The sequence below is a fragment of the Vibrio sp. M260112 genome (genome assembly GCF_036533775.1).
Classification (GTDB): domain Bacteria; phylum Pseudomonadota; class Gammaproteobacteria; order Enterobacterales; family Vibrionaceae; genus Vibrio.
This window is the reverse complement of the sequence record NZ_JATABH010000005.1, coordinates 113723-131673: the sequence shown is the minus strand read 5'-3', so window position 1 is coordinate 131673 and position 17951 is coordinate 113723. Positions and strand designations below refer to the sequence as shown.

16 protein-coding genes are annotated in these 17951 nt (G+C 46.1%); all 16 read left to right on the top strand.

All coding sequences use genetic code 11. The features are described from left to right. Nucleotides 1-75 precede the first annotated feature (75 nt). Nucleotides 76-978 carry a Dyp-type peroxidase gene (locus tag QTN95_RS04070; protein WP_331416435.1) on the top strand — a complete coding sequence of 301 codons (903 nt, stop codon included), beginning with the start codon at nucleotides 76-78 and terminating at the stop codon, nucleotides 976-978. 128 nt (nucleotides 979-1106) lie between these two features. Continuing rightward, nucleotides 1107-2240: a flagellin gene (locus tag QTN95_RS04065; protein ID WP_331416434.1), complete on the top strand. Its 1134-nt coding sequence runs from the start codon at nucleotides 1107-1109 to the stop codon at nucleotides 2238-2240. 252 nt (nucleotides 2241-2492) lie between these two features. Then, on the top strand, nucleotides 2493-3626 hold the full coding sequence (locus QTN95_RS04060) for a flagellin (protein ID WP_331416433.1): 1134 nt from the start codon (nucleotides 2493-2495) through the stop codon (nucleotides 3624-3626). A gap of 227 nt (nucleotides 3627-3853) precedes the next feature. Further along, nucleotides 3854-4987, top strand: a complete 1134-nt coding sequence (locus QTN95_RS04055) for a flagellin (protein WP_331416432.1) — start codon at nucleotides 3854-3856, stop codon at nucleotides 4985-4987. Between the two features lie 71 nt (nucleotides 4988-5058). After that, nucleotides 5059-5487: a flagellar protein FlaG gene (gene flaG / locus QTN95_RS04050; protein ID WP_138973734.1), complete on the top strand. Its 429-nt coding sequence runs from the start codon at nucleotides 5059-5061 to the stop codon at nucleotides 5485-5487. 19 nt (nucleotides 5488-5506) lie between these two features. Further along, nucleotides 5507-7528 (top strand): flagellar filament capping protein FliD, encoded by a 2022-nt coding sequence (gene fliD / locus QTN95_RS04045; protein WP_331416431.1) that lies wholly within the window; start codon nucleotides 5507-5509, stop codon nucleotides 7526-7528. Next, nucleotides 7515-7838, top strand: a complete 324-nt coding sequence (locus QTN95_RS04040) for a flagellar protein FliT (RefSeq protein WP_138973736.1) — start codon at nucleotides 7515-7517, stop codon at nucleotides 7836-7838. Before fliD ends, QTN95_RS04040 begins: the two co-directional genes overlap by 14 nt. Before the next feature lie 16 nt (nucleotides 7839-7854). Further along, complete coding sequence (fliS, locus tag QTN95_RS04035; protein ID WP_138973737.1) at nucleotides 7855-8265, top strand: flagellar export chaperone FliS; 411 nt, start codon at nucleotides 7855-7857, stop codon at nucleotides 8263-8265. A 270-nt stretch (nucleotides 8266-8535) separates the two neighbouring features. Further along, nucleotides 8536-10002: a sigma-54 dependent transcriptional regulator gene (locus QTN95_RS04030; RefSeq protein WP_331416430.1), complete on the top strand. Its 1467-nt coding sequence runs from the start codon at nucleotides 8536-8538 to the stop codon at nucleotides 10000-10002. Nucleotides 10003-10124: 122 nt separating this feature from the next. Continuing rightward, nucleotides 10125-11186: a sensor histidine kinase gene (locus tag QTN95_RS04025; RefSeq protein WP_138973739.1), complete on the top strand. Its 1062-nt coding sequence runs from the start codon at nucleotides 10125-10127 to the stop codon at nucleotides 11184-11186. Next, entirely contained in the window at nucleotides 11186-12586 is a 1401-nt protein-coding gene (locus QTN95_RS04020) for a sigma-54-dependent transcriptional regulator (protein WP_331416429.1), read from the top strand. The genes QTN95_RS04025 and QTN95_RS04020 overlap by 1 nt, the downstream gene beginning before the upstream one ends. A 98-nt stretch (nucleotides 12587-12684) precedes the next feature. Next, on the top strand, nucleotides 12685-12996 hold the full coding sequence (gene fliE, locus QTN95_RS04015) for a flagellar hook-basal body complex protein FliE (protein ID WP_269377868.1): 312 nt from the start codon (nucleotides 12685-12687) through the stop codon (nucleotides 12994-12996). Nucleotides 12997-13012: 16 nt separating this feature from the next. Continuing rightward, nucleotides 13013-14758 (top strand): flagellar basal-body MS-ring/collar protein FliF, encoded by a 1746-nt coding sequence (fliF, locus tag QTN95_RS04010; RefSeq protein WP_331416428.1) that lies wholly within the window; start codon nucleotides 13013-13015, stop codon nucleotides 14756-14758. Beyond that, nucleotides 14751-15806 (top strand): flagellar motor switch protein FliG, encoded by a 1056-nt coding sequence (gene fliG, locus QTN95_RS04005; RefSeq protein WP_331416427.1) that lies wholly within the window; start codon nucleotides 14751-14753, stop codon nucleotides 15804-15806. The genes fliF and fliG overlap by 8 nt, the downstream gene beginning before the upstream one ends. A 20-nt stretch (nucleotides 15807-15826) precedes the next feature. After that, nucleotides 15827-16627: a flagellar assembly protein FliH gene (gene fliH / locus QTN95_RS04000; RefSeq protein WP_331416426.1), complete on the top strand. Its 801-nt coding sequence runs from the start codon at nucleotides 15827-15829 to the stop codon at nucleotides 16625-16627. Beyond that, on the top strand, nucleotides 16627-17949 hold the full coding sequence (gene fliI, locus QTN95_RS03995; RefSeq protein WP_331416425.1) for a flagellar protein export ATPase FliI: 1323 nt from the start codon (nucleotides 16627-16629) through the stop codon (nucleotides 17947-17949). Before fliH ends, fliI begins: the two co-directional genes overlap by 1 nt. Nucleotides 17950-17951: the final 2 nt, after the last annotated feature.

The window sequence follows — 17951 nt, the reverse complement described above, 5'->3', positions numbered from 1 at the left end:
AAGCGATGATCGTTGTCAATATATTGAAATCAAAACGAAATACACTGAGCAAAAAATATTAGTGAGGAAATAAAAATGTCATACCCTCAAAGTGCTATCCTTCCTGAAGCTGGACCATTCGCACAATACACCTTGCTCAAGGTGACTCAAAATCCACAACACGTTTTAGAGCAGTTAAAAGCGCTCCCAGCATTGGTTGAACAGCTTAACGACCAGCAACCTGGTGCGGAACTGACACTTTCCATTGGTTTCACTAAAGCGTTCTGGAGCAAGCTAGATGTTGCCATGCCAGCGGAACTGATCGATTTCCCACAACTAGGTGAAGGGGATGTCGTCGCACCAAGCTCAGACGTTGATGTGTTGATTCATTGTCACTCAAATCGTCATGATCTGCATTTTTACCTACTTCGTAAGTTCTTCGCTGAAGTGTCTGAACAGGTTTCGGTTGTTGATGAGACCTACGGTTACCGCTATCTAGATTCTCGTGATATGACCGAGTTCGTTGATGGAACCGAAAACCCGAAACAGGCTCAGCGAGAAGAAGTGGCTATCATTCCACAAGGTGAGTTTGCGGGTGGTAGTTACGTAATGGTGCAGCGCTTTATCCATAACCTTCCTTCGTGGAACCGCCTCAATGTGTCGGCACAAGAGAAGGTGATTGGCAGAACTAAGCCTGACTCCGTTGAGTTAGATGATGTGCCAGCGGCATCACACGTTGGTCGTGTCGATATCAAAGAAGAAGGCAAAGGGCTTAAAATTGTTCGCCACAGCTTGCCATACGGTAGTGTTTCTGGTGAGCATGGATTGCTATTTATTGCCTACTGCAACACCTTACACAACTTCAAAGCTATGCTAGAAAGTATGTATGGCGTAACGGATGGCAAAACTGACCAACTGCTGCGCTTTACTCATGCCGTGACAGGTGCTTACTTCTTTGCTCCTTCAGCTCAAATGCTGGCAGATCTCAAGTTAAAGTAGTCAGGCGTAAGCCGTTATTAGTTAATCAGTTAAAGCCGAACCCAAGGGTTCGGCTTTTTATTTTTTTGTTAAAGAAAACCTCAGATTGCCGATAAAGAGAGTAACCAGAAAGAGGACAACGCAACTTTATGACAATCACGGTGAATACGAACGTCTCGGCAATGACAGCGCAACGACACTTGTCGAAGGCGACCGATCTGCTGAATCAATCTCTGGAGAGACTCTCTTCAGGGAATCGTATTAATAGCGCTAAAGATGATGCAGCAGGGTTGCAGATTTCCAATCGCCTTGAGTCACAGATGAGAGGGTTAGATGTCGCTATGCGTAATGCCAATGACGGTATTTCGATTATGCAGACGGCAGAAGGTGCGATGAACGAAACCACCAACTTGCTTCAGCGTATGCGTGACCTCTCCCTTCAATCTGCGAATGGTTCAAACAGTCGAGCTGAGCGAGATGCCTTGCAAGAGGAAATGAGCGCTTTAAACGATGAATTGAACAGAATCGCCGAAACCACCTCATTTGGTGGTCGAAAATTACTCAATGGTTCGTTTTCGTCTTCTTCTTTTCAAATTGGTGCCAGTTCAGGTGAAGCGGTACAAGTTTCACTCAAGAACATGCGTTCAGACAGTTTGGACATGGGTGGCTTCAGTTACATCGCAGCAGGTAAAGCAGACAGTAACTGGCAAGTGGCTCAGGGCAACAATAAATTGGTAATGCAATACACCAATGCTCAAGGTCAGCAAGAGACCATCAATATTACCGCTAAAGTGGGTGACGATATCGAGGAACTTGCCACTTATATCAATGGGCAAACCGATAAAGTCTCCGCGTCAGTCAATGAAGAAGGCCAACTGCAAATCTTTATGGCAGGTAAGCAAACTTCAGGAACCGTTTCTTTCTCAGGCAGCTTGGCAAACCAACTCAGCATGAATCTGGCTGGTTATGAAGCGGTTGATAATATTGATATCTCACAAGTAGGCGGTGCCCAACGCGCGGTATCGATTATTGATACCGCTTTAAAGTATGTTGATAGTCACCGTGCCGAACTTGGTGCAATGCAGAACCGTTTCAACCATGCGATTAATAATCTTTCCAACGTCAACGAGAATCTATCGGCTTCCAATAGCCGAATTAAAGATACTGACTACGCGAAAGAGACAACCCAGATGGTTAAGCAACAGATTTTACAACAAGTCAGTACTTCAATACTGGCTCAAGCTAAACAGCAGCCAAACTTGGCGCTGACGCTACTAGGCTGATTCTCAAAAAAAAGAGAATATTATCGACAGACCTAAATGAAGCTTTAGCGAAAAAATAACTTTTTTTACTCTTTTTATCTCTTAGTCACGTTTTTATCGCCAAATGTATTTTTTTTTAAGAAAAACGAAAAAAATACTCAAGGTTTTCCAAACCGCGCCGTTAATAAAAGTAACTTTTGAGAGAACTACAAACTTTGGTTTTCCGAGACGTCGGAAACCGGATACATCGGAAAATCAAACGGAGAAATCACCATGGCAGTGAATGTAAATACTAACGTAGCAGCAATGACAGCACAGCGTTACCTAAACAGCGCAAACAACGCACAACAAGTTTCAATGGAGCGTTTGTCATCTGGCTCAAAGATCAACAGCGCTAAAGACGACGCAGCGGGTCTACAAATCTCGAACCGCTTAAACGTTCAAAGCCGTGGTCTTGATGTTGCAGTACGTAACGCTAACGACGGTATCTCTATCGCGCAAACTGCTGAAGGTGCGATGAACGAGACAACGAACATCCTGCAACGTATGCGTGACCTATCGCTACAATCTGCGAACGGTTCAAACTCGAAATCAGAGCGTGTTGCAATCCAAGAAGAAGTGACAGCACTTAACGATGAACTAAATCGTATCGCTGAAACCACTTCATTCGGTGGTAACAAGCTACTAAACGGCACTTACGCGACTAAGTCATTCCAAATCGGTGCTGACAACGGTGAAGCAGTAATGCTAACTCTGAACGACATGCGTAGTGACAACATCGGCATGGGCGGTACTAGCTACCAAGCGGCGAACAGCAAAGATAAAGACTGGACTGTTCAAGCGGATGCTAATGACCTAACAATCACACTGACTGAAAAAGACGGTGCTGAGCAGACAATCAACATTTCTGCTAAAGCTGGCGACGACATTGAAGAGCTAGCGACTTACATCAACGGTCAAACTGACATGGTTAAAGCGTCAGTAAACGAAGATGGTCAGTTACAAGTGTTCGCTGGTAACAACAAAGTTGAAGGCGCAGTAAGCTTTGCTGGCGGTCTAGCGGGTGAACTAAGCATGGGTGAAGGTAAAGCAGTAACTGTTGATACTATTGACGTAACATCTGTAGGTGGCGCGCAAGAGTCTGTAGCGATTGTTGATGCAGCACTGAAATACGTAGATAGCCACCGTGCAGAACTTGGTGCGTTCCAAAACCGTTTCAACCACGCGATTAACAACTTAGACAACATCAACGAAAACGTGAATGCGTCTAAGAGCCGTATCAAAGATACAGACTTCGCTAAAGAGACAACTGCACTAACCAAGACTCAAATTCTGTCTCAAGCTTCAAGCTCTATCCTTGCACAGGCAAAACAGGCGCCAAACTCGGCACTAAGCCTACTAGGTTAATTGAGACCTTGATCAAAAAATCCAGCTTCGGCTGGATTTTTTTGTTTCTACTAACTTATTGATCTCTAAAGTAAATATTACGTCGTGCGTTAAAAATTAAAAAAAAACGAAATTTATTTCTAAAGGTATTTTTGAGCGGGCCGTTAAAGGATTGAGAGAAATGAGATGTGTCAAAGCGAGGTGAGAGACGCTGAGATGCATCGCCCTAATGCCTAAGGAGATCAAATATGGCAATTAACGTAAACACGAACGTGTCTGCGATGACTGCTCAGCGCTACCTTAATGGTGCGACTGATGGCATGCAGAAATCGATGGAGCGTCTATCTTCGGGGTACAAAATTAACAGTGCCCGTGATGATGCTGCTGGACTACAAATCTCAAACCGCTTGAACTCGCAAAGCCGTGGCTTAGACATGGCCGTAAAAAATGCGAATGACGGTATCTCTATTGCACAGACAGCTGAAGGTGCGATGAATGAGACAACCAACATTCTGCAACGTATGCGTGATTTGGCACTTCAATCTTCGAATGGTTCTAACTCTCGTTCAGAGCGTATTGCTATTCAAGAAGAAGTAACCGCTCTTAACGACGAATTAAACCGAATTGCAGAAACGACCTCTTTTGGTGGTAATAAACTGCTTAACGGTACATTCGGCAGTCAATCTTTCCAAATTGGTGCGAGCTCAGGTGAAGCTGTTCAACTATCGATGGGGAATATGCGTTCTGACACCATAGATATGGGTGGTAAAGCGTACATTGCTCAAGATGGTAAAGCATCGGATTGGACCGTCTCTTCAGGAGCGACTGATCTTACTCTAGGCTATACTGATGTACATGGTGAGGCAAAAGAGCTCACGATTAATGCTAAAGCTGGCGACGATATGGAGCAGTTGGCAACATACATTAATGGTCAGAGTGAAGATGTAAAAGCTTCGGTAGGTGAAGAAGGTAAACTACAACTGTTTGCTGCTTCGAATAAGGTTGCTACAGATGTCACAATCGGTGGTGGTTTAGGTTCAGAAATCGGTTTCGGTGCTGCTCAAGAGAGAACAGTTGCCGATGTTGACGTTACTTCAGTAGCAGGTTCTCAGCTTGCTGTTTCTGTTATTGATGGCGCTTTGAAAACGGTTGACAGCCAACGTGCTGAACTGGGTGCATTCCAGAACCGCTTTGGACACGCGATCAGTAACCTAGACAACATCAATGAGAACGTTAATGCTTCTCGTAGCCGGATTGTTGATACAGACTATGCGAGAGAAACTACTGCGATGACTAAATCGCAAATTCTTCAGCAAGCGAGTACATCTGTCCTAGCGCAAGCTAAGCAGTCCCCGTCGGCAGCACTTAGCTTATTAGGTTAATCGATAGGTTCGACAGGAGCTTATTGGTACAACATTATGTTGTGACCTGCTAAGGTGGAAGGGAGATCGTTATGGAAATACCATCCTACACATCGAACATCCAGCCTTATGGCTCAGAAAGTGGCACTAAACTTGCTTCTAAGTACGATGGTGTACAGCAAGTTTCCTCGCGAAAGGAGCAGGTCTCTACAACTGAGGTAAGCGAAAAAGCGTCTCAAACTGTTGAAAAAGCCATCGAAGCCTCGCAAGAGAGGGAGAAGCTAAACAGGGCGGAGCGTGAAAGGATTGTTGAGCAGATGAATGATTTCATATCATCTATCAATAAGGGCTTATCCTTTAGGGTGGACGAAGAGTCCGGTAGAGATGTTGTAACGATATATGAAGCGGATACTGGTGATATTATTCGTCAGATACCCGATGAGGAAATGTTAGAGATCTTACGACGCCTAAGGGAACAGACGGCCCGATATTCATCGGGACTTGTTAACCAAACGGTGTAATCGTACTTGAGGTGAGTGAATGAGTTTTGGCCCTATAGGCATGAATTCTGGCATGGATATCAATTCTATGGTCAGCAAAATTGTGGATTCGGAGCGTGTTCCTAAACAGCAACGTATCGACAGTGAGCGCACCCAAATTGATTCCAGTATCAGTGCTTATGGCCGGCTCAGAGAGTCGCTGGATACGATGAAAAACTTGATGGCGAGCTTTCGTCATGAGAAAGCTTTCGCCGCAAGAACAGTGGCGTCAACAGACGACACTGTCGTATCCGCGACGGCAACCACTGATGCTATCGCTGGTCGATATGCTATCGATGTGTTGCAACTTGCCCAAAGTCACAAAATTGCGTCTGATGTTTTGCCAGAAGATGCGAAATTTGGACCGGGCAAGTTGCAGATTTCACTGGGTGAAAAAAAATTCTCTATTGATGTACAAGAGAATTCTAAGCTCGTTGATATCGTTCGCGGTATCAACGGCAGTAAATCTAATCCGGGTGTCCGGGCGGCAATCATTAACGATGTCGATGGTCCTCGTCTTATTGTTGCCTCGAACGTATCCGGTGGCGACAATGAAATCTCAATGCAAGCGGATGCCCAGCCGGGTAACTCGCTCAAACAACTCGAATACAAAACGCTAGAGCAACGAGTCAAAGATCTTGAACGCGCACGTGCTGCGGCTCAAGAATTGATTGCCCCTCTCACTCCTGCAGAGAAAAAAGTTGCCGATAAAGTCGCTCAAAAAATCATCGACGCGGCAAAACTTGTCGATCAAGAGATTGCCGATACCACAAAGCAAGCGGCAATTAATGCAGATCCCAACGCAGCCAAAGAGGCCACGCCCGATAATGAAATGTCTAAAGCTGCAACGACAGCGGCAGCAAATGCGGGGGTTGAGGCAAACAAGTATCTTAAACCAGAAGAGCGTATTCCTGGTTGGAGTGAAACCGCTTCGGGCACTTTGCTCGATTCTTACTGGGAACCAGAACCTCAACTAGATGCGAAAGCGAAAGAGAAAGCGCCAAACGTACCAGGCTGGTCAAATACGGCATCAGGAACCCTAACGGATTCGTACGTCACACCCAAAGAAGCGCAAGCTAAACTGGATGCAGAAAAAGCCCGTATAGAGAAAAAAGTGGCCGATGAACAGTCTGCACTGGCTCAGCGTGTTGCTTCTGGTGAGTTGACGCCTGAACAAGCAAAACAGATGGAGCGCGCCAAGTTGCCGCAGGAAGAGCGTGAGTACCTTGAGCGTATCGATCAAGCGCAAGCCGATCTCGAGGCAGCGCAGCGTTCATTTGATACTTATCGTGGTATGACGGAAGTACAGTCTGCGCAAGATGCAAAAGTGTTACTTGATGGCGTTGCTCAACTTTCCAGCAACAACAACATTATTGAAGATGCAATTGATGGTGTTGACCTGACTCTAAAAGGGCGAACTGAAAAAGGTAAGCCGATTTCCGAAATCGATATTGAGTATGACCGACAAGGCGTACGTGAAGATATTGAACAGTTCGTCGCTGCTTACAATCAGTTCTATCAAGTGACGAAGGAGTTATCGGGTGTTGATCCTCGGACTGGAATGGCAGGGCCGCTGGCTGGTGATAGTATTGTCCGTAGCGCAGATTCGCGTTTAAAAGCCGTATTCTCTTCACGTGTCGAGCCAGCCCCAGAGGATTTAAAAACCCTTACCGAATTTGGCATTACGACGACCAGACAGGGTAATTTGGAAATCAACTACGATATGTTAGATCGTCAGTTGAACAATAACTTTAATAAGCTCGAAGAATTTTTTGGCGGTAATCAGGGGTTCGCTAAGAAAGTCGAGGATGCGATTCAAGGTCTGACTGGCGTTACTGGTTCGATTCGTAATCGCGAGCGCAGTATGGTTGAGCGTACTTACCGACTACAAGATGACCAAGCGGCACTTGACCGTCGAATGGATAACTTGGAAAAACGCACTCATGCCAAATTTACGGCAATGCAAGATGCGACCAGTAAGATGCAGTCTCAATTAGCGGGGATGATGAATGCCCTCGGATAGAGACTTTGAGCAACGTCTCAATGAATTGTGTGAAGTTGATCAAATAATTAGTGAAACCCTTACAGCGATTGAACTATCGACTGAAGAAATCGTTAAGCTGGTCGATACAAGGGAACAGATATTGCTAAGTTTACTGGCAGCGATTCATTCGTCTCCAGAACTTGCCAAGTTACAACAGTGGCACGACGCGGTTGAAAGAACGCAAACTGTTGTAGAGTTAATGAGTAGTAAAACTGCTGAACTAGGTGTGGCGCTGCAAAAGTATCGTCACGGTAAACGATCAGTTCAGCAGTATCAAAAATTTTTATAAATTTAAGAGGGTTGTTATGCGCGGTTCACTACAGGCTTACAAGAAGGTATCGGTTGATAGCCAGCTCAGTGCGGCCTCCCCGCATAAAATTGTTCAAATGCTAATGGCTGGCGCTATTGAACGTTTGATTCAAGGCAAAGCGGCGATGCAAGCGGGCAATATTCCTGTCAAAGGCGAGCGCCTAGGTAAAGCGCTGGACATTATTATCAGCCTGCGTAGCTGTCTTTCTATGGATGACGGTGGGGACATTGCTCAAAACCTAGATCAGCTCTATGAGTTTATGATCACTCAGATCACAGATGCGAATCATCGCAATGATCCACAGCCGATTGATGATGTGATTGAAATAATAAGAGAAATTAAGTCCGCATGGGATCAGATTCCGAACGAATATCACAACCTCACCGCGGGTGACGTCGGAATCTAGCGTTAAGCGAATGTTTGCATGCATTTTGTATAGAAATGTGTGATGAATGAAATAATATGACTTATTAGCTTTTGGCTGAACGTCACATCAAGTAATTGCTTGGTTGCCTTATTTTTTTTATCAAATAGAATAGAAGCCACTAACGGACCAGTGGCTTTTTTGTTGCTGATATTTGTCAATTGTCTGATATATCTGATCTATAGTTACAAATGGCGTTAGAAATAATTATCCAGCCACAACGTTTTACAATAAAGGCAAACAATCTCACCTATGCAAGGTTTAGCGAAACTACTTGTGATTGAAGATGATGTGCAAGCACGTATCAATCTAAGTAATATTTTAGAATTTGTTGGAGAACAGTGTGAGGCCATCAGTTCTGATCAACTCGATGATCTGGATTGGTCACGAGTGTGGGCCGGCTGTATTCTAGGTTCTCTTAACGACAAAAAGTTATCTACCAAGCTGAGTGACAAGCTATCCAAGGCCAACCATATACCGTTGCTGATTGCAGGAAAGCATTCCTATCCAGTAGAAGACCTGACAAATTATGTCGGCGATCTGGAGTATCCCCTAAATTATCCGCAATTAAGTGAAGCCCTGCGCCACTGTAAAGATTTTCTTGGTCGTAAAGGGGTTAATGTACCTTCTTCGTCACGTAAAAATACACTTTTCCGCAGTTTGGTCGGCCAAAGTCATGGCATCAAAGAGGTTAGACACCTTATCGAGCAAGTCTCAGGTACTGAAGCCAACGTATTGATCCTCGGTGAGTCTGGTACTGGTAAAGAGGTGGTGGCGCGCAATATTCATTACCATTCAGCACGTAGAAACGGACCATTTGTACCGATTAACTGTGGTGCTATTCCGCCAGACTTATTGGAAAGCGAATTATTCGGTCATGAGAAAGGGGCGTTTACGGGTGCGATTACATCACGTAAAGGCCGTTTTGAACTTGCTGAAGGCGGAACCCTGTTTTTGGATGAAATTGGCGATATGCCAATGCCTATGCAGGTTAAGCTGTTACGTGTACTTCAAGAGCGTTGTTTCGAGCGCGTTGGCGGTAACACGACAATTCGTGTGGATGTGCGCGTTATTGCTGCAACTCATCGTGATCTCGATACGATGATCAATGATGAGTCTTTCCGTGAAGACCTCTACTACCGACTCAATGTTTTCCCTATTGAGATGCCAGCGTTACGCGACAGAAAAGATGACATTCCGCTGTTGTTGCAAGAGTTGATGACTCGAATGGAGTCTGAAGGTGCTCAGCCTATCTGCTTTACGCCTCGTTCGATTAATTCACTAATGGAACATGAGTGGCCAGGCAACGTACGCGAATTGGCGAATCTGGTTGAACGTATGATTATCCTCTATCCAAATAGTTTGGTTGATGTGAATCATTTACCAACTAAATATCGATACAGCGATATTCCAGAGTTCCAGCCAGAGTACAACAAGATGGATTCGGTTGAAGAGCTAGAACGCGATGCGTTACAGGATATCTTTGCTGAAGATTTTAGCTTTGAATCCAATGACTTATTCCACGACCACGAAAACGCGCCACAAAGTTTACCGCCAGAAGGTGTGAACTTGAAAGAGATGCTTGCAGATCTTGAAGTTAATATGATTAACCAAGCGTTAGAAGCACAAGGTGGTGTTGTGGCACGAGCTGCGGATATGCTCGGCATGCGTCGCACGACTTTGGTTGAGAAAATGAGAAAGTACAATCTACAGCGTTAGTAACGTTTAATTATTGACTGTCAAATTTTCGACCTGATGTTAAGTTGTTGAAAAATATATAAAATAGCCTGGCTTGCTTTTTGCACGGTAGGCTATTGTAGTTTTTAAGGCAGAAATACGTCATGCATCCAACTTCTTCAACGGATAATCCAATGCCGTTGGGCACATTAGAACAACAAGTCGAACGCTACCAGCAGGTACTCGATGTTATGCCGGCGGGCGTGATCTTGCTCGATACTCAGGGCGTGGTTCAGGAAGCTAACCCTGAAGCGCAAAGATTGTTAGAGCTTTCACTGGTTGGTGACAAGTGGTTTGAAGTCATTCAACAGGCGTTTGCGCCACGCGAAGATGATGGTCATGAAATATCGCTGCGAAACGGGCGCAAAGTGAGATTAGCGATCTCCGCATCCGCAACGGGGCAGCTCATTCTGATCACTGATTTGACTGAAACGCGTTTATTGCAGGCGCGTGTCAGTGATCTGCAACGACTCTCTTCTTTGGGACGTATGGTTGCATCTCTGGCACATCAGGTTCGGACACCACTTTCCAGCGCGATGCTCTATGCCTCTAACCTAGCGGCGCCCAATTTGCCTCCAGCAACCAAAGAACGCTTTCAGAGCAAGCTGATGGACAGGCTTCATGACTTAGAAAAACAAGTCAACGATATGTTGCTGTTTGCAAAAGGTGGAGACAATAAGGTTGTTAAACCGTTTACGATTGAACAACTTGTTAGCGAGTTCTCACCTATGGTTGAGACTGCACTTAAAAACAACCAAATCGATTATTATCTTGAAGTCGAGCAAGAGCAGACTCAGTTGTTGGGGAATGCGAACGCGATTGCATCCGCGCTGAGCAATTTGGTCATGAATGCGATTCAGATTGCCGGAAAACAGTCACAGGTTGATGTATTTTTCAGACCAGTGAATGGTGAGCTCAAAATTTCAGTTCAGGACAGTGGCCCTGGAGTGCCGAAAGAGCTGCAAAACAAGATAATGGAACCTTTCTTCACTACTCGTTCTCAGGGAACGGGACTTGGGTTGGCTGTCGTACAAATGGTATGTCGTGCTCATGATGGAAGGTTAGAACTCATTTCAGAACAGGGTGACGGGGCGTGTTTTACTATGTGTATCCCGCTTAACGAAAACTCGAATGCTGACCAACAAGCTATGACTGGAGAAAGATAATGGCTCAAAGTAAGGTACTGATTGTAGAAGATGATGAAGGCCTACGCGAAGCACTGGTCGATACGCTAGCTTTAGCTGGCTATGAGTGGCTTGAAGCGGACAGCGCCGAGGATGCCCTAGTTAAGCTCAAATCTAATAATGTCGACATTGTTGTCTCTGATGTTCAAATGGCTGGCATGGGTGGCTTGGCTTTGTTAAGAAGCATTAAGCAGCACTGGCCAAATCTTCCTGTGTTGTTGATGACGGCTTATGCCAACATTGAAGATGCCGTTTCAGCGATGAAAGACGGTGCGATCGACTACATGGCGAAACCTTTTGCGCCAGAGGTACTACTTAATATGGTCAGCCGTTACGCGCCGGTTAAATCCGACGATAACGGTGATGCCGTGGTGGCTGACGAGAAAAGCATCAAGCTGCTGGCATTAGCCGATAAAGTTGCTAAAACCGACGCAAGTGTGATGGTTCTGGGGCCAAGTGGCTCAGGTAAAGAAGTCATGTCACGCTATATTCACAATGCTTCTCTTCGCAAAGATGGCCCTTTTGTCGCAATAAACTGTGCGGCTATTCCAGATAACATGCTGGAAGCGACCCTTTTTGGTTATGAAAAAGGCGCGTTTACTGGGGCGGTACAGGCGTGCCCAGGTAAATTCGAACAGGCGCAAGGTGGAACCATTTTACTTGATGAAATCAGCGAAATGGATCTTAGCCTGCAAGCGAAGCTATTGCGTGTTCTTCAAGAAAGAGAAGTTGAACGTCTGGGTAGCCGCAAGAGCATAAAGCTGGATGTTCGTGTGCTGGCAACCAGTAACCGAGATTTAAAAAGCTACGTCCAAGAAGGCAACTTCCGTGAAGATTTATACTACCGTCTTAACGTGTTCCCAATCGCATGGCCAGCACTGTGCGAACGTCCGGGAGATATCGAGCCGTTGTCAAAGCATCTGATTGAGCGACATTGCCAGAAATTGGGTATGCCAGTACCGACTTTGAGTGCAAACGCGACGGATAAATTGATGTCTTATTCATGGCCAGGGAATGTTCGTGAACTGGATAACGTGATGCAGCGAGCTTTGATATTAAGCGACAACGCTGTCATCGACAGTGAACAAATTCTGTTAGAAGGGCTTGATTGGCAAGATGCGTCGAGTCTGCAAGTGGCCGTTGAAACAGGTGTGTGTCAAGTTCTAGATGTTAAACCGGTTGCAGAGGCGACCAGCAGTTTGGCGTCTGGCTCTGGTTTAGGTGGCGAACTGCGTGATCAGGAATATGCGATTATTCTTGAGATATTAGAAGAGTGTAACGGCCGTCGAAAAGAAATGGCTGAAAAATTAGGCATTAGTCCACGAACTTTGCGCTACAAGTTAGCAAAAATGCGTGATGCTGGGATTGATATTCCGAACTAACGTGCTATTTTTTGTCAGTCGAATTGACGTGGCACGAGGATTGCAGCGTCATAAGTCCAGCACTATGTTTAGTCAAAGAGTTGACTACTGAGGTTTTGATGAGAATTGATGGTTTTCAAAGCGAAATGCAAGCGATGATGTTTGAAGCGGGCGGCACAAAGCCAGCGGCGACAGGGCAAACTGTAAGCGCAGACTTTGGGCAAATGCTGAATAGTGCCATCAATAACGTCAATGGCCTTTCTAAGACATCTAGTGATTTGCAAATGCGATTTGATCGCGGTGATGCAGATGTGTCTTTGTCTGATGTAATGATCGCTAGAAACAAATCTAGCGTTGCATTCGATGCGACAATTCAAGTACGTAACAAGCTGGTTGAAGCGTACAAAGAATTGATGAATATGCCGGTTTAAGTTTTAGGTAAAGTCTGTGGCAGAGCAAAATCAATCAACCGATCTGGCGTTATCTGATAGCAGTGCTGACAGCACTATGTTAAGTACGTCTGATCTCGATACGGGTATTCAAAACCCAGATTTGGATGAGAAAAGCAGTTCTAAATTTGACATGGCTGTCGGTGATTTAGACCTGCTTCGTCAAGTTGTTCTCGTTCTGTCGATATCGATTTGTGTCGCTTTGATTGTGATGCTGTTTTTCTGGGTTAAAGAGCCAGAAATGCGTCCTCTAGGCGTTTATGAAACGGAAGAACTGATCCCAATTCTTGACTACCTAGATCAGCAGAAACTCGATTACCAATTAGATGGCAACACCATTTTAGTTCCTACGAGTGATTTTAACTCGCTTAAACTGGGTATGGTCAGAGCCGGTCTTAACCAAGAGAAACAGGCAGGCGATGACATCTTGCTGCAAGACATGGGTTTTGGGGTTTCTCAGCGCTTAGAACAAGAACGCTTAAAGCTAAGCCGTGAACGTCAGCTATCTAAGGCGATAGAAGAGATGAAACAAGTGCGTAAAGCACGAGTTCTATTGGCATTACCGAAACAAAGCGTATTTGTTCGACACAATCAAGAAGCGTCAGCTTCAGTATTCCTTACTCTCAAAACCGGAGCTAACCTCAAGCAAGAAGAGGTAGATTCTGTGGTAGACATGGTTTCAAGTGCCGTTCCTGGTATGAAACCGAACCGCATTACGGTTACCGATCAACATGGCCGCCTGCTAAGTTCGGGTAGCCAAGACCCAGCCTCGTCTGCGCGTCGCAAAGAACATGAACTTGAGCGTAAACAAGAACAGGCTCTGCGCGATAAAATTGATTCGATTCTTATCCCAATTCTTGGTTTTGGTAACTATACCGCCCAAGTGGATATCGAGCTGGATTTCAGTGCTGTAGAGCAGACTCGTAAGAGCTTTGACCCTAATACCCCATCGACTCGTAGCGAGTACACACTTGAAGACTACAATAATGGCAACGTCGTCGCGGGTGTGCCTGGTGCTTTAAGTAATCAGCCGCCAGCGGATGCATCAATTCCTCAAGATGTAGCCCAGATGAAAGATGGCACAACACTTGGTCAAGGGTCAGTCCACAAAGAAGCAACTCGTAACTTTGAACTGGATACCACCATAAGTCATGAACGTCGTCAGACTGGAGTGGTCAATCGTCAGACAGTTGCTGTGGCGATTAAAAATCGCTCAGTGGTCAATCCCGACACAGGGGAAACCAGTTACCAACCAATCTCAGACGCTGAGCTAAACTCTATTAGACAGATTCTGATAGGTACAGTTGGCTATAGCGATGCTCGTGGAGACTTACTAAATGTCTTGAGTATGCAGTTTGCTGAACCAGAAACAGAAACCATCGCAGATGTGCCAATTTGGGAACATCCTAACTTTAATGACTGGATTCGTTGGTTCGCAAGTGCGTTGGTAATCATTGTGGTGGTGTTAGTCCTTGTCCGCCCAGCAATGAAAAAACTGCTCAACCCTGCGTCTGATGATGACGATCAACTATACGGACCGGATGGTCTACCTATTGGGGTTGATGGCGAAACCAGCTTAATCGGCGGTGACTTAGATGGTGGTGAGTTGTTTGAGTTTGGCTCAAGCATAGACTTACCTAACCTACACAAAGATGAAGATGTGCTGAAAGCGGTACGTGCTCTAGTAGCAAACGAGCCTGAGCTAGCGGCACAAGTAGTGAAGAATTGGATGCAAGATGCCTAACGAAATAGTTCCACAAGAAGTAGGCGGTGAGGTAGCAGAAAACACCGTGGATATATCAACCATCCCGGGCGAAGAGCGCGCGGCGATTCTATTACTCAGTCTGAATGAGGAAGACGCTGCGGGTATTATTCGCCATCTAGAACCCAAGCAAGTTCAACGAGTGGGTAGCGCTATGGCGCGAGCTTCCGACCTAAGTCAAGATAAGGTGGGCGCAGTTCACCGCGCTTTCTTGGAAGATATTCAGAAGTACACCAACATTGGTATGGGCAGCGAAGACTTTATGCGTAATGCATTAGTTGCCGCCTTAGGTGAAGACAAAGCGAATAACCTTGTTGACCAAATCCTGCTGGGTACCGGTTCTAAAGGTCTTGATTCATTGAAATGGATGGACCCACGTCAGGTGGCGAGCATTATTATCAATGAGCACCCCCAAATTCAAACGATTGTACTTTCGTATCTTGAGCCAGATCAGTCCGCTGAGATTCTTTCTCAGTTTGCAGAGCGTGACCGCCTAGACCTTATGATGCGTATCGCCAACCTTGAAGAAGTTCAGCCTTCTGCTCTAGCAGAACTGAACGAAATCATGGAGAAACAGTTCGCAGGTCAAGCAGGTGCTCAAGCTGCCAAGATTGGTGGCCTGAAGGCAGCTGCCGAAATCATGAACTACATGGACAACAACATCGAAGGTGTCTTGATGGATCAAATTCGCGATCAAGACGAAGATATGGCGACTCAGATTCAAGATCTGATGTTTGTCTTCGAAAACCTTATCGAAGTCGACGACCAAGGTATCCAGAAACTATTGCGCGACGTTCCACAGGATGCGCTTCAGCGTGCACTTAAAGGTGCCGATGATGCCTTGCGTGAGAAGATCTTCAAGAACATGTCTAAGCGTGCTGCTGAGATGATGCGTGATGACCTTGAAGCAATGCCACCAATTAAAGTGTCTGACGTTGAAGCAGCGCAGAAAGAAATTCTGGCTATCGCCCGACGCATGGCTGACTCTGGTGAGATCATGCTGGGTGGTGGTGCCGACGAGTTCTTATAATTTAAGTAAGTAGGGTGCCTATGTCTGGGGAACGAAAACGCGGCTTTTTACGTCTTGATAACGACGATTTGGTAGAAAAACCAGAGCGATGGGGTATGCCTGATTACACGGCGCAAACCCATAAACAGGCGAAAGAGACAGCGATGAATTACGATCCTAGCTGGATGCCTATTGCTGAGCCTGTTGCCGATGAGACGCCGAAAGCGCTAACCGAAGAAGAGATCGAACTGATCAAGCAGCAAGCTTATCAGGAAGGTCTGCACCAAGGCCAAGAAGCGGGCTTCAAGCAAGGCTATGATAAAGGCAAAGAGCAGGGCTTACAGGAAGGTCATCAGGAAGGTCTTGAAGCTGGAAAAATTGAAGGTGTTGCCGCTGGACAAGAGTTTATTCAGCAGCAAGTGGAAACCTTTATTGGCTTAGCCAACCAGTTTGCTCAACCATTGGAGCTGATGAATGCTCAGGTGGAAAAGCAATTGGTCGACATGGTACTTATGCTTGTCAAAGAAGTGGTTCACGTTGAAGTTCAGACTAATCCTCAGGTCATCCTCGATACCATTAAGCAATCGGTAGAATCTCTACCGATATCTGGCCATGCCATCACCTTAAAACTCCACCCAGATGATGTCGATATCATTCGTTCTTCTTACGGAGAGGAACAACTGAGTTTTCGCAATTGGACTTTAATGAGCGAACCTGCTCTCAATCGTGGTGATGTTCAGATTGAGGCTGGGGAGTCGAGTGTTAATTATCGTCTTGAAGATCGCATTCGCAGCGTAATTCAAAGCTTCTGTGGGGTGAATCGCCACCAAGGTGGTGAGTAGTGCTGGCTCTTGCAGAACGCCTATCTCAATACAAAACCAAAGGTCTGACTTGTCGTCCGGTTGCGTCAGGTAAGTTGGTGCGAGTGGTTGGCCTGACGCTGGAAGCTACCGGATGCAGAGCGCCAATTGGGAGCATATGTAAAGTTGAGACCATGCACGGCGAAATGGAAGCCGAGGTAGTGGGCTTCTCAGGTGACAATCTCTTCTTGATGCCTAGCGAGCAGATCACAGGTGTGCTCCCTGGTGCTAAAGTGACACCGATGACGAGCGAAACGGGTCTGCCAGTTGGGATGGAGTTGCTCGGTCGGGTTATTGACGGCGTAGGTAACCCACTGGATGGTTTAGGGCCGATCTACACCGAAAAACGCGCCTCCTTCAATGCGGATCCCATTAACCCATTAGCACGTAAACCGATTTCTGAACCTCTTGATGTCGGCATCAAAGCCATTAATGGATTACTCACCGTTGGTAAAGGCCAGCGTATCGGTCTATTTGCAGGTTCCGGTGTCGGTAAGTCGGTGACACTAGGCATGATGACGCGAGGCACAACGGCTCAAGTTGTCGTCGTGGGCTTGATTGGTGAGCGTGGACGAGAAGTTAAAGAATTCATCGAAGAAATCCTCGGTGTCGATGGTCGACAGCGCTCTGTCGTTGTCGCCGCACCAGCCGACTCGTCTCCACTAATGCGTTTGAAAGGGTGTCAGACCGCGCTAACCATTGCTGAGTACTTTCGTGATCAGGGCTTAGACGTCCTGTTGCTGATGGACTCACTAACCCGTTTCGCGCAGGCACAACGTGAAATCGCTTTATCGGTAGGAGAACCTCCGGCAACCAAAGGTTATCCGCCTTCCGTGTTTGCCAAATTACCTGCTTTGGTAGAGCGAGCGGGTAACGGTAGTCCGGAGCAAGGCTCGATTACCGCATTCTTTACCGTTCTGACCGAAGGGGACGACTTGCAAGATCCAATCGCAGACGCCTCACGAGCCATTTTGGATGGTCACGTGGTGTTGTCGCGTGAGATGGCGGACGCAGGGCACTACCCCGCGATTGATGTTGAAAAATCGGTCAGTCGAGTAATGCCACAGATCACCTCCGAAGAACATGTCCTAATGTCGAAAGCGGTGCGCCAAGTTCTCTCTATCTGTCGTAAGAATCAAGACCTAGTATCGATTGGTGCATACAAGCTGGGTACCGATCCGGCGATTGATGGTGCGTTCACTCTCAAGCCTAAGCTTGATATTTACTTGCAACAAACAATGAAAGAGACCGTACCTTATGACATGTGTATCAATATGCTACGTGGTCTGCTGCAGGGTGATTAACG

Bases quoted from the DNA above. Each gene is read 5' to 3' on its own strand.
- QTN95_RS04065 (WP_331416434.1), top strand. From the start codon at position 1,107: ATGACAATCACGGTGAATACGAACGTCTCGGCAATGACAGCGCAACGA.
- fliE (WP_269377868.1), top strand. From the start codon at position 12,685: ATGAGAATTGATGGTTTTCAAAGCGAAATGCAAGCGATGATGTTTGAA.
- QTN95_RS04060 (WP_331416433.1), top strand. From the start codon at position 2,493: ATGGCAGTGAATGTAAATACTAACGTAGCAGCAATGACAGCACAGCGT.
- fliH (WP_331416426.1), top strand. From the start codon at position 15,827: ATGTCTGGGGAACGAAAACGCGGCTTTTTACGTCTTGATAACGACGAT.
- QTN95_RS04020 (WP_331416429.1), top strand. From the start codon at position 11,186: ATGGCTCAAAGTAAGGTACTGATTGTAGAAGATGATGAAGGCCTACGC.
- fliS (WP_138973737.1), top strand. From the start codon at position 7,855: ATGCGCGGTTCACTACAGGCTTACAAGAAGGTATCGGTTGATAGCCAG.
- QTN95_RS04070 (WP_331416435.1), top strand. From the start codon at position 76: ATGTCATACCCTCAAAGTGCTATCCTTCCTGAAGCTGGACCATTCGCA.
- fliD (WP_331416431.1), top strand. From the start codon at position 5,507: ATGAGTTTTGGCCCTATAGGCATGAATTCTGGCATGGATATCAATTCT.
- flaG (WP_138973734.1), top strand. From the start codon at position 5,059: ATGGAAATACCATCCTACACATCGAACATCCAGCCTTATGGCTCAGAA.
- fliG (WP_331416427.1), top strand. From the start codon at position 14,751: ATGCCTAACGAAATAGTTCCACAAGAAGTAGGCGGTGAGGTAGCAGAA.
- QTN95_RS04025 (WP_138973739.1), top strand. From the start codon at position 10,125: ATGCATCCAACTTCTTCAACGGATAATCCAATGCCGTTGGGCACATTA.
- QTN95_RS04055 (WP_331416432.1), top strand. From the start codon at position 3,854: ATGGCAATTAACGTAAACACGAACGTGTCTGCGATGACTGCTCAGCGC.
- QTN95_RS04030 (WP_331416430.1), top strand. From the start codon at position 8,536: ATGCAAGGTTTAGCGAAACTACTTGTGATTGAAGATGATGTGCAAGCA.
- QTN95_RS04040 (WP_138973736.1), top strand. From the start codon at position 7,515: ATGCCCTCGGATAGAGACTTTGAGCAACGTCTCAATGAATTGTGTGAA.